General features: G+C 57.3%; 11 protein-coding genes and 2 tRNA genes. 1 reads left to right on the plus strand and 12 read right to left on the minus strand.

The window, feature by feature from the left end; genetic code table 11:
• Positions 1 to 108: 108 nt before the first annotated feature.
• The 11 genes from infB to rlmE all read right to left on the minus strand — a co-directional run bounded on the left by infB (position 109) and on the right by rlmE (position 11,256).
• The gene (gene infB, locus PF1751_RS23730) at positions 109 to 2,634 is read right to left on the minus strand and encodes a translation initiation factor IF-2 (RefSeq protein ID WP_010206598.1); all 2,526 of its coding nucleotides are present in this window, start codon (positions 2,632 to 2,634) and stop codon (positions 109 to 111) included.
• A 27-nt stretch (positions 2,635 to 2,661) separates the two neighbouring features.
• Positions 2,662 to 4,143: a transcription termination factor NusA gene (nusA, locus tag PF1751_RS23735; protein ID WP_010206599.1), complete on the minus strand. Its 1,482-nt coding sequence runs from the start codon at positions 4,141 to 4,143 to the stop codon at positions 2,662 to 2,664.
• A gap of 47 nt (positions 4,144 to 4,190) precedes the next feature.
• Positions 4,191 to 4,649, minus strand: a complete 459-nt coding sequence (rimP, locus tag PF1751_RS23740) for a ribosome maturation factor RimP (RefSeq protein ID WP_003235029.1) — start codon at positions 4,647 to 4,649, stop codon at positions 4,191 to 4,193.
• A gap of 140 nt (positions 4,650 to 4,789) precedes the next feature.
• A tRNA-Met gene (locus PF1751_RS23745) sits at positions 4,790 to 4,866 on the minus strand.
• Between the two features lie 96 nt (positions 4,867 to 4,962).
• Positions 4,963 to 5,048: transfer RNA gene (locus PF1751_RS23750), tRNA-Leu, on the minus strand.
• Positions 5,049 to 5,070: 22 nt separating this feature from the next.
• Positions 5,071 to 5,454, minus strand: coding sequence for a preprotein translocase subunit SecG (secG, locus tag PF1751_RS23755; protein ID WP_010206600.1), 384 nt, complete (start codon positions 5,452 to 5,454; stop codon positions 5,071 to 5,073).
• A 4-nt stretch (positions 5,455 to 5,458) separates the two neighbouring features.
• On the minus strand, positions 5,459 to 6,214 hold the full coding sequence (gene tpiA / locus PF1751_RS23760) for a triose-phosphate isomerase (protein ID WP_003194193.1): 756 nt from the start codon (positions 6,212 to 6,214) through the stop codon (positions 5,459 to 5,461).
• A gap of 66 nt (positions 6,215 to 6,280) precedes the next feature.
• Entirely contained in the window at positions 6,281 to 7,618 is a 1,338-nt protein-coding gene (gene glmM, locus PF1751_RS23765) for a phosphoglucosamine mutase (protein WP_010206601.1), read from the minus strand.
• Positions 7,619 to 7,634: 16 nt separating this feature from the next.
• The gene (gene folP / locus PF1751_RS23770; RefSeq protein ID WP_044287898.1) at positions 7,635 to 8,486 is read right to left on the minus strand and encodes a dihydropteroate synthase; all 852 of its coding nucleotides are present in this window, start codon (positions 8,484 to 8,486) and stop codon (positions 7,635 to 7,637) included.
• A gap of 8 nt (positions 8,487 to 8,494) precedes the next feature.
• A complete protein-coding gene (gene ftsH / locus PF1751_RS23775) occupies positions 8,495 to 10,405 on the minus strand; it encodes an ATP-dependent zinc metalloprotease FtsH (RefSeq protein ID WP_010206605.1) in 1,911 nt (636 codons plus the stop codon).
• Between the two features lie 200 nt (positions 10,406 to 10,605).
• A complete protein-coding gene (gene rlmE, locus PF1751_RS23780) occupies positions 10,606 to 11,256 on the minus strand; it encodes a 23S rRNA (uridine(2552)-2'-O)-methyltransferase RlmE (RefSeq protein WP_010206606.1) in 651 nt (216 codons plus the stop codon).
• 106 nt (positions 11,257 to 11,362) lie between these two features.
• Between rlmE and PF1751_RS23785 the strand changes: the two genes are divergently transcribed.
• A complete protein-coding gene (locus tag PF1751_RS23785; protein WP_010206607.1) occupies positions 11,363 to 11,671 on the plus strand; it encodes a YhbY family RNA-binding protein in 309 nt (102 codons plus the stop codon).
• A 9-nt stretch (positions 11,672 to 11,680) separates the two neighbouring features.
• Here PF1751_RS23785 and PF1751_RS23790 read toward each other — a convergent pair whose 3' ends face one another.
• A complete protein-coding gene (locus tag PF1751_RS23790; protein ID WP_031291218.1) occupies positions 11,681 to 12,085 on the minus strand; it encodes a hypothetical protein in 405 nt (134 codons plus the stop codon).
• Positions 12,086 to 12,104 lie beyond the last annotated feature (19 nt).

Raw genomic sequence — 12,104 nt, forward strand, 5'->3', positions numbered from 1 at the left:
GCAAACGCCCGGCCTGACAAAAGCCAGACCGGGCGTTGCGTTTAGAGTCCGTACGCTGCGCGAGGCATTTGCATGCCCACACGCGGCGTGGCTCCGGAAGTGCGCGAGTTAGAGGCTGCGAGCAACCTGAACCTTCTCGAAGACTTCGATCTTGTCGCCAACCTTGACGTCGTTGTAGCTCTTGACGCCGATACCGCATTCCATGCCGGCACGTACTTCGGAAGCGTCATCCTTGAAGCGGCGCAGGGATTCCAGCTCGCCTTCGAAAATAACGATGTCTTCACGCAGTACACGGATTGGACGGTTACGGTGCACAACACCTTCAACCACCATGCAACCGGCGATCGCGCCGAACTTCGGCGAGCGGAACACGTCACGGACTTCGGCAATACCCAGGATGTTCTCCCGGACGTCGCTGCCAAGCATGCCGGTGAGGGCTTTCTTGACGTCTTCGATGATGTCGTAGATGACGTTGTAGTAACGCATGTCCAGGCCTTCCTGCTCGACGATCTTGCGAGCGCCAGCATCGGCACGCACATTGAAGCCGAACAGTACAGCGTTGGAAGCCAGTGCCAGGTTGGCGTCGGATTCGGTGATACCACCCACACCGCCACCGACAACGCGCACTTGCACTTCGTCGTTACCCAGGCCGTTCAAGGCGCCGTTCAACGCTTCGAGGGAACCACGTACGTCAGATTTGAGGACGATGTTAAGCGTCTTCTTCTCTTCCTGGCCCATGTTCTCGAAGATGTTTTCCAGCTTGCCGGCGTGAGCACGGGCCAGTTTGACTTCGCGGAACTTGCCTTGACGGAACAGAGCCACTTCACGGGCTTTCTTCTCGTCGGCCACTACGCTCATCTCGTCGCCAGCGTCCGGGGTACCGTCCAGGCCGAGGATCTCGACCGGAATAGCTGGACCTGCTTCCTTGATTGGCTTGCCGTTCTCGTCGAGCATGGCACGTACACGGCCGTAGTTCGAACCGACCAGCACCATGTCGCCTTGGCGCAGGGTACCGTCTTGAACCAGCACGGTCGCAACCGGGCCACGGCCCTTGTCGAGACGGGACTCAACCACAACGCCACGGCCAGGAGCCGATGGAGTAGCGGTCAGTTCCAGAACCTCGGCTTGCAACAGAACGGCTTCGAGCAGTTCGTCAACGCCGGTACCCATCTTCGCGGAGACCGGTACGAATGGAGTGTCACCACCCCACTCTTCGGAGGTCACGCCGTGAACCGACAGTTCGCTACGGATGCGATCAAGATCGGCGCCCGGCTTGTCGATTTTGTTCACCGCAACAACCAGCGGAACGCCAGCTGCCTTGGCATGCTGAACGGCTTCGATGGTTTGTGGCATCACGCCATCATCGGCTGCAACCACCAGGATCACGATGTCGGTCGCCTTGGCACCACGGGCACGCATCGCGGTAAACGCGGCGTGACCAGGGGTGTCGAGGAACGTCACCATGCCACGGTCAGTTTCAACGTGGTACGCACCGATGTGCTGGGTGATACCGCCGGCTTCGCCCGCAGCTACCTTGGCACGACGGATGTAGTCGAGCAGGGAAGTCTTACCGTGGTCAACGTGGCCCATTACGGTCACAACCGGTGCACGGGAAACGGCTTCACCTTCAAACTTCAGGGACTCGGCCAGGGAATCTTCCAGGGCGGTGTCGCTGACCAGGGTCACTTTGTGGCCCAGCTCTTCAGCAACCAACTGGGCAGTTTCCTGATCCAGTACCTGGTTGATGGTGGCTGGCGTACCCAGCTTGAACATGAACTTGATGATTTCAGCTGCCTTGACCGACATCTGTTGGGCGAGATCGCCAACAGTGATGGTCTCGCCGATCTTCACTTCACGCACGACAGGGCCGGTTGGGCTCTGGAAACCGTGGGCGTTGCGTTTTTTCAGCTTGGCCTTGCCGCGACCACCACGACGGAAGCCATCGCTTTCTTCGTCGGTAGTACGTGGAGCAACGCGTGGAGCAGGCGCTTTCTCTTTGACCGAGGCACGATGTGGAGCGTTTTTACGCTCGCCATCGCCGCCACCACCACGACGATTGTTATCGTCGGCACGTGGTTTGTCCGGACGACGAGGTTCGTCGCGCTTGCGAGCGTCTGCTGCAGGAGCAGGTGCGGCGGCAACCGGAGCGGCCTCACGCACAGCTTCAACAGGCGCAGCAGGTGCGGCGACCGCTTCAGTACCAGCAGGTTGCGCAGCAGCAGGCTGGCGACGCGCTTCTTCTTCGGCGCGACGCTTGGCTTCTTCTTCAGCCTTCTGACGAGCAGCGTTTTCTACTGCGCGACGTTCTTCCAGTTCGCGTTTGCGCTCGGCTTCGATTTCTTCCGGGCTGCGCTGTACGAAGACTTTCTTCTTGCGTACTTCAACGCTGATGCTCTTGCTACCAGCAACACGCAGGGTGCTGGTGGTTTTGCGCTGCAATGTAATCTTGCGCGGTTCTTCCACTTTCGCCTTGTGGCTGCTCTTCAAGTGAGTCAGCAAAGACTGCTTCTCACTGTCGCTCACACCTTCGTCGGCGGCGGTGTGCGGCAGACCTGCCTCACGCATCTGCTGCAACAGGCGCTCTACCGGTGTTTTGACCTCATCGGCCAGTTGTTTCACCGTGACTTGCGTCATGCACTTCTCTCCTCAGGCCGCGCCTAGTTACTCGAACCAATGGGCTCGGGCGGCCATGATCAACTTGCCGGCACGATCATCGTCAATGCCGTCGATGTCGAGCAGATCGTCAATAGACTGCTCGGCCAGGTCTTCGCGGGTAATTACGCCGCGCACCGCCAGTTCCATCGCCAAATCCTTGTCCATACCCTCAAGCGAGAGCAGGTCTTCGGCCGGATGGGCGTCTGCCAGCTTTTCCTCAGTAGCGATGGCTTTAGTCAACAAACGATCCTTGGCCCGAGCGCGAAGCTCGTTGACGGTGTCTTCGTCAAAGCCGTCGATGTTGAGCATTTCTTCCAACGGTACGTAGGCAATCTCTTCCAGGCTGGTGAAGCCTTCATCTACCAGCACCTGCGCCAGGTCTTCATCGACTTCCAGCTCTTCGATAAAGTTGCGCAGGATGTCACCGGTTTCAGCTTGCTGCTTAGCCTGGATGTCCGATTCGGTCATCACGTTCAGGGTCCAACCGGTCAGTTGGCTGGCCAGACGCACGTTCTGACCACCACGACCAATGGCCTGAGCCAGATTGTCTGCGCCAACGGCGATGTCCATTGCATGGGCATCCTCGTCAACGATAATTGCCGCCACTTCAGCCGGCGACATGGCGTTGATCACGAACTGCGCCGGGTTATCGTCCCACAGGACGATGTCCACACGCTCACCGCCCAACTCGCCCGACACTGCCTGGACGCGCGAACCGCGCATACCAATGCAAGCACCTTGCGGGTCGATGCGTTTGTCCTTGGAACGGACCGCGATCTTGGCGCGCGAACCCGGGTCGCGGGACGCAGCCATAACTTCGATCAGGCCTTCGGCGATTTCCGGCACTTCGATACGGAACAGCTCGATCAGCATTTCCGGCGCGGTACGCGACAGGATCAACTGAGGGCCGCGGTTCTCGGTGCGGATTTCCTTGAGCAGCGCACGCAGGCGCACGCCGACACGGAAGGTTTCGCGAGAAATGATGTCTTCGCGGGCCAGCAACGCTTCGGCGTTGTTGCCCAGGTCGACGATCACGTTGTCGCGGGTGACTTTTTTCACGGTGCCGGAGATGATTTCACCCAGGCGCTCGCGATAAGCGTCAACGACTTGAGCGCGCTCGGCTTCGCGAACCTTCTGCACAATGACCTGCTTGGCGGTCTGTGCAGCAATACGGCCGAATTCGATCGATTCGATCTTTTCTTCGACGACATCACCGACCTTGGCGCCAGGATGCGTTTGCGCAACCTTGCTTGGCCAGGTTTCGATCGCCGGATCATCAAGATCGGCTTCTTCGACGACCGTCCAGCGACGGAAAGTCTCATAGGCACCGGTGTGGCGGTTGATTTCCACACGCAGATCAACTTCGTCTTCAAAACGCTTTTTGGTAGCAGTGGCCAGGGCCAGCTCCAACGCTTCAAAAATCACGTTTGCCGGTACGCCCTTTTCATTGGATACCGACTCAACAACCAGCAGTACTTCTTTGCTCATCGTACGCCTCGCCTTTCGCAAGCCATTGGATCCGCGGGATCCGCGTCTCAGTCAAAACTGGGAATAATGTTGGCCTTGTCGATCATATCGATCGGCAACAGGAATTCATGGTCTTCTACCTGCACCACGACATCCTGTTCTTCTACACCGCGCAGAAGGCCCTGAAAGTTGCGTCGCCCTTCAAAGGGAGACCGCAGCTTGATCTTCACTTGTTCACCGGCAAATTTTGCAAACTGATCAATAGTGAACAGTGGGCGTTCCATGCCTGGCGAGGAAACTTCGAGGGTGTATTCAACGGAGATTGGATCTTCAACATCCAGGACACCGCTGATCTGACGGCTGACAATGGCACAATCGTCCACCAGCACGCCGCCCTCTTTATCGATATAAACGCGCAACATTGAGTGGCGACCTTGAGCCGAAAACTCAATACCCCAGCATTCATAGCCTAGGGCCACGACCACCGGGGCCAACAAGGCCTGCAACTCTTCTAGCTTGCTCGACACCTGAACCCCCTCGTGCATGTATGTGCATGCTGTGCAAAATAAAAAAATGGGCGAAACGCCCATCCTTGAAACGCCGTCGAACAGCGGCGTTGAAAGTGTCCAGCTAACAAAAAGCCCCTTAAAAGGGGCTCCGCTAAAACTGGTTGCGGGGGCCGGATTTGAACCGACGACCTTCGGGTTATGAGCCCGACGAGCTACCAGACTGCTCCACCCCGCGACAAAGCTGGGGCGGAAGTATACGACCGATCCCTTACAGGGTCAATGTAACCTTCCACCTACAAGAAAGCCCGCAACAGCGGGCTCTCCTGATAATTGGTACCGAGAAGGGGACTCGAACCCCTACACCCTATGGGCACAACCACCTCAAGGTTGCGTGTCTACCAATTCCACCACCTCGGCAATACAGCGTTTACAACCCTTCTTACTTCTGCTCTTGAGCTGGAGGTACGTCAGTCGCTGGAGTAGCCGACTTTTGCTCTTGAAGCACCGGGACATCATCAGAAGCCGGTTTTGCTTTTGGTACTTCCAACACTGCTGGGTTTGGGAGACCTACTTGAGTCAGCACATGAGCTTTCTCTTTAGCAAAGTAACCTAACCCCAAGCTGGTTATGAAGAAACCGGCGGCAAGTATAGCAGTAAACTTACTAAGAAAGGTAGAGGAACCTTGGCTTCCGAACACAGTATTTGAAGCACCTGCACCGAAAGACGCACCAGCATCCGCACCTTTACCCTGTTGCAACAAAACCAGGGCAACTACGCCCAGGGCAGCCAACAGATGAAAAACGACTACGACTGTTTCCAGCATTTTCTCAGTTTCCCGCGGCGCGACAGATCGCACCGAACTCATCTGCATTCAGGGAAGCTCCACCAATGAGCCCCCCATCGATATCCGGCATGCCGAACAGTTCGACCGCATTGGCCGCCTTCACGCTGCCGCCGTATAGAAGACGCACACCTTGTGCGACTTCAGAATTCTCTGCCGCCAACTGCGCGCGGATGGCTGCGTGCACATCCTGCGCCTGTTGCGGTGTAGCAGTCAGCCCGGTGCCAATGGCCCAGACCGGCTCGTAAGCAATCACTGCCTTTGCAAACGCACCAACACCCAGCTCCTCGATGATGCTGCCCAGCTGACGCGAGACAACTTCAAGAGTCTTGCCCGATTCGCGCTGCTCCAGGGTCTCCCCTATGCACAACACCGGAATCAAGCCACAAGCCTGTGCCGCTGCGAACTTGCGATTGAGTGTCCCATCACGCTCGCCCATCATCTGACGGCGCTCGGAGTGCCCGACAAGCACATAGGAACAACCCGCATCGACCAACTGACTCGGTGAAATCTCACCCGTCAACGCACCTTGCATCGGCTCCACCGCAGAGTTCTGCGCGCCGACCTGGATCGACTTGCCTTTCAAGCCATCAACCACTTGGTTGATATGCAAGCAAGGTGGGAACACCGCGACATCAACACCGCTCGGCAAGGCCAAGTGACGAAGGCCATTGATCAGCTCAGCGACACTGGCGCGGGTACCGTGCATCTTCCAGTTACCAGCTACCATAGTGCGACGCATGCTGTACCTCGTCGGTCAAAGTGGGCGCAGATGTTACCCAACCACATCACGACTGGCAAGCCGAATTCAGGCGCAAACTTCAGTTACCAGTTTTGCCAGGTCTTCAGCGTGTGCGCGAACCTGTGTTTCATCGTCACCTTCGACCATGACACGCACCAGAGGCTCTGTGCCGGACTTGCGCAACAACACGCGGCCACGCCCAGCCATAGCAAGGGTCACGCGCTCGCACGCCTCTTTGACAGCAGGGTGCTCAATCGGGTTTTCGCCGCCGGAGAAGCGCACGTTGAGCAGAACTTGAGGACACTTACGCAACGCCTGACGCGATTGGGCCAAGCTTTCCCCGCGAGCCCGCAGAGCCATCAATACCTGAAGCGCTGCAATGATCGCATCGCCGGTAGTCGTGTGCTGGAAGCAAACCACATGCCCGGAGTTCTCACCACCGATCAGCCAGTTGCGCTCCAGCAGCTCAGCGATGACGTAACGGTCACCTACATTTGCGCGAACAAAAGGAATGCCCAGATCCGAAAGGGCCAGCTCCAACCCCAGGTTGCTCATCAAGGTCCCGACAACACCACCTTGCAGCCTGTCACGCTCATGCAAGTCACGAGCGATGATGAACAGCAGCTCATCACCATCAACGATTGCGCCGGTATGATCGACCATAAGCACCCGATCGCCATCGCCATCGAAAGCAATACCCAGATCAGCATGCTCAGCCAAGACAGCGGCCTGCAATTGCTCCATATGGGTTGAGCCGCAGTTTTCGTTGATGTTCAAGCCATCAGGTTGAGCCGACAAAACAGTTACCTGCGCACCCAGCTCCTTGAACACGCTTGGCGCCACCTTATAGGTCGCCCCATGAGCGCAGTCGACAACAAGCTTCAGGCCGGCAAAACTGGTGCTGCTTGGCACACTGCTTTTGCAGAACTCGATATATCGCCCTGAGGCGTCATTGATACGCGACACCTTGCCCAGCTTGCTGGACTCAACCACCGTCATCGGTGCATCCAGCAACTCTTCGATCATCAACTCGATCTCGTCCGGCAGCTTGGTGCCCTGGCCCGAGAAAAATTTGATGCCGTTGTCATCATGCGGGTTGTGCGAGGCACTGATCACAATACCGGCCTCAGCGTGGAAGGTACGCGTCAGGTAAGCGATCGCCGGCGTCGGCATTGGGCCCAGCAACAGGACATCAGCACCTGCAGCGGATAGACCCGCCTCGAGCGCAGACTCAAACATGTAGCCCGAGATGCGAGTGTCCTTACCCACCAGGATGCGGCACGCGCCCATGCTGCGGAACGCCATACCAGCTGCCCAACCCAGCTTAAGCATGAAATCAGGAGTGATCGGAAATTCGCCGACCCGACCACGGATGCCGTCGGTACCAAAGTATTTTTTAGTCATAAGTGCTCCATCATTCTTATTCGGCTGATTCTACCGCGGCAATCATACGCACTACATCCACCGTCTCGGCAACATCATGCACACGTAATATTCGCGCGCCCTTGGTCACTGCAAGCGCCGCCAGCGCAAGACCACCGTACAAGCGCTCCCCCACCGGTCGATTCAGGGCCAGGCCAATCATGCTCTTGCGTGAAACGCCGACCAACAGAGGGCGACCCAAGGCATGCAGGGATTCCATATGCTTGAACAGGCTTAGATTATGCTGCAGGGTCTTGGCGAAGCCGAAACCGGGATCAAGGATGATCTTTTCTGCGGCAATTCCCGCGACAGCGCATTGAGCGACTCGCTCAGCAAGAAAACCACTCACTTCACCAACAAGATCGTCGTAGTGAGGGTTGTCCTGCATATTGCCGGGCTCTCCCAGCATATGCATCAAGCACACCGGCAACCCGGTTGCCGCAGCGGCATCAAGGGCCCCGTCACGCTGAAGGGAGCGCACATCGTTGATCAACCCCGCCCCAAGGCGCGCAGTTTCGCGCATCACGGCCGGCGTCGACGTATCAACCGAGATGATCACATCCAGCTCACGCGCAATACGCTCGACAATCGGCGCAACCCTCTCCAGCTCTTCCAAGGGAGATACCACGCGAGCGCCAGGACGGGTCGATTCGCCCCCGACATCAATCAGGGTCGCCCCTGCCGCAACCATTGCTTCAGCATGACGCAATGCAGCATCGAGCTGGCTGAATCGGCCGCCATCGGAAAAGGAGTCGGGAGTTACATTAAGAATGCCCATGACATGCGTATGGGCCAAATCAAGAACCCGGTTGCCGCAAGGCAACCGGGTGGAGGACAACACAGAAGTCATTTCAAACCTTAGACGTCAGCTGCGGGGCCGCCGATCGGAGTTTCAGGGCGTTCATTCTGAACCACTGGCGGCGTGCCAGAGGTGCCTGAACCGCCTTCCCAATCGCGAGGCTCACGAGGTACGCGACCGGCCATGATGTCGTCAATCTGGTCGGCATCAATGGTCTCGTACTTCATCAGCGCATCCGCCATGGCATCCAGCTTGTCGCGGTTATCCGTGAGGATCTGCTTGGCCGTGCCGTAGCACTGGTCAATGATGCTGCGCACTTCGGAGTCGATCAGCTTGGCCGTCTCACCGGAGAAGCTAGCGTTTTGACCACCACCGCCGCGCCCCAGGAATACCTCACCTTCTTCTTCGGCATACATCAACGGGCCGAGTTTCTCCGACAAGCCCCACTTGGTCACCATGTTCCGTGCAATCTGGCTGGCACGCATGATGTCGTTGGAAGCACCGGTAGTGACACCGTCGAAGCCCAAGGTCATTTCTTCAGCAATCCGACCGCCGTACAACGAGCAGATCTGACTGATCAGGGCACGCTTGGAGAGGCTGTAACGATCCTCTTCCGGTAGGAACATCGTGACGCCCAGCGCCCGACCACGAGGAATGATCGACACCTTGTAGACCGGGTCGTGCTCGGGCACAACGCGACCGACAATGGCGTGACCGGCTTCGTGATAAGCGGTGTTCTGCTTCTCTTTCTCGGACATGACCATGGATTTGCGCTCGGCGCCCATCATGATCTTGTCTTTCGCCAGTTCGAACTCTTTCATTTCAACGATGCGCTTGCCGGTACGGGCCGCAAACAGCGAAGCCTCGTTGACCAGGTTGGCCAGGTCGGCACCGGAGAACCCAGGCGTACCACGCGCAATCACGGCCGGAGCCACATCGTCGCCCATTGGTACTTTGCGCATGTGTACTTTCAGGATCTGTTCGCGGCCACGGATATCCGGCAAGCCAACTACAACCTGACGGTCGAAACGGCCCGGACGCAGCAACGCAGGGTCCAGTACATCCGGACGGTTGGTTGCAGCGATAACGATGATGCCATCGTTCATTTCAAAGCCGTCCATCTCAACCAGCAACTGGTTAAGGGTCTGCTCACGCTCGTCATGACCGCCGCCCATGCCGGCACCACGATGGCGACCAACGGCGTCGATTTCATCGATAAAGATGATGCAGGGCGCGTGTTTCTTGGCCTGTTCGAACATGTCGCGAACACGGCTGGCACCGACACCGACGAACATCTCAACGAAGTCAGAACCGGAAATGGTGAAGAAAGGCACCTTGGCTTCACCGGCAATCGCCTTGGCCAGCAAGGTTTTACCAGTACCCGGAGGACCGACCATCAGTACGCCGCGAGGAATGCGACCGCCCAGGCGCTGGAACTTGCCCGGATCACGCAGGAACTCGACCAGCTCGCCCACTTCTTCCTTCGCTTCGTCGCAACCGGCAACGTCAGCCAGGGTCGTTTTCACCTGGTCTTCGGAAAGCAGGCGCGCCTTGCTCTTGCCGAAGCTCATCGGCCCACCCTTGCCTCCCGCACCGCCTTGCATCTGGCGCATGAAGAACATGAACACGGCGATGATCACCAGGATCGGGAAGCTGGCTACCAGCAACTGGGTCCAGATGCTCTGCTGCTCAGGCTGCTTGCCTTCGACAACCACGTGGTTATCGACCAGGTCGCCGATAAGACCGTTGTCCTGGATGGCCGGACGAATGGTCTTGAAGCTATCGCCATCATTGCGTTTGCCGGTGATCACATAGCCATCAACCGCTACGCGCTCGACCTTGCCATCCTTAACTTGCTGGATGAAGTCGGAATAGTTGAGGGTCTGCGGCTCGTTAGGGCTGGAGAAGTTGTTCATCACCGTCACCAGGACAGCCGCGATGATCAACCACAGGATCAGATTCTTTGCCATATCGTTCAATTAACTACCCTCTGAAGCAAGCTCCGCTACTGGCGCGCGCTTCGCATGATATTCACCGGCCTAACTTACTACATTACCTACAACTCTGGCAGGCGCCGTCTGTAACCCTTTGTGAAACTTTGACTACACAATATTCGTAAAGCTTCGTGACGAAAGCGATATAAAAAAACCTATCGACTCCCTTCAAACCTTCAAAGACGCTCATCACTGGCGGCGCCTTCAATGCCGCGGAACCCCCGCGCCAACAAATACTGCTCGCGAGACCGGTCCCGAGAAGAGTCCGGTTTGCGCATCTGCACCTTGTCGAACAGCTTGCGAATGTTCTTGTGGTACTCGTCGAAGCCTTCACCCTGGAAGACCTTGACCAGGAAATCACCCCCCGGACGCAATACCCGACCCGCCAGATCCAGTGCCAACTCGCACAGGAACATGGCTCGCGGCATATCAACAGCCGGTAATCCACTCATATTGGGGGCCATGTCGGAAATCACAAGGTCCACTTGCGAATTTCCTACAGCTTCCAGGATCTCGGCCAGGACCGCGTCCTGGGTAAAGTCGCCGTGCACGAAGGTCACGTCCGGGATGCTGTCCATCTCCAGGATATCGGAAGCAATCAAGCGGCCTTGCCCACCAATCAGACGACTGGCCACCTGGGACCAGCCCCCCGGGGCGGCGCCCAGGTCGATAACACTCATGCCGGGGCGGAACAATTTGTCCTTGTCCTGGAGCTCCAGCAGCTTATAGCTGGCCCGGGAACGGTAGCCGTCCTTTTGCGCCTTTTTGACGTAAGGATCGTTGAAATGTTCTTGTAGCCACTTAAGGCTGGTTTTGGAACGGGCCACGGGCCACCTCGAAAAATAAAACGGGTCGTGATTAACTGGGCGGTCCCGGACTCGCTCGGGTAAACTGGCCGCCGCTTTTTACAAGATCAGACGCAGGGGTCAGATTATGCCGCTCACTCAAGAGCAGAAGAAACAGTACAAATCCATTGGCCACCATCTGAAACCAGTTCTGATTGTGGCAGATAACGGTTTGACTGAAGGTGTGTTAGCCGAATTCGAACGTGCGCTGAACGATCATGAACTGATCAAGATCAAGGTCAACATCCTTGACCGCGAAGCGCGCCTGGCTGCCATTGCGGAACTGTGCAAGGTAGGCAAAGCTGACCTGGTCCAGGTCATCGGCAAGATGGCGCTGCTGTATCGCAAGAACTTCAGCGTCAACAAGCAACTGTCGAACGTACACCGCTTCAAGTAATAAAAAGGGTCACGGGCGTGCTTCGCGCGCCCCGCCACTCCATCCGGGTGCAGGCTGTAAAACCAGGACCAGGCCGGAAAACCCTAGCACAAGATAGCTGAATAGCTGCCAGCGCAACGCTTCCGGCAGCCAGACATGCACAATGCAATACATTGCACACGCATACAGCGCCATCAACAGCAGTTGCCCGCGAATATCCCGCCACAAACTCCCCAAGCCCTCGGTCTTGACCAGCACCAATACCTGGAGCGTCACGCACGCCGCCGCAAAACCCACCAGCAACGCACTGAGCAATCCATCGATCTCATCGATCAGCAACGGCGCCAGGCCAATCAAGCCCAGCGCAGGCAATACGCCGATGTGCAACAACCACAGGCCACCCACCCAAAGCATCTGAGAGAGCTGCCAAAGCATGGCGCCCGCACGAAGCGGG

It is taken from the genome of Pseudomonas simiae (assembly GCF_000934565.1).
GTDB classification, from domain to species: Bacteria; Pseudomonadota; Gammaproteobacteria; order Pseudomonadales; family Pseudomonadaceae; genus Aquipseudomonas; species Aquipseudomonas simiae.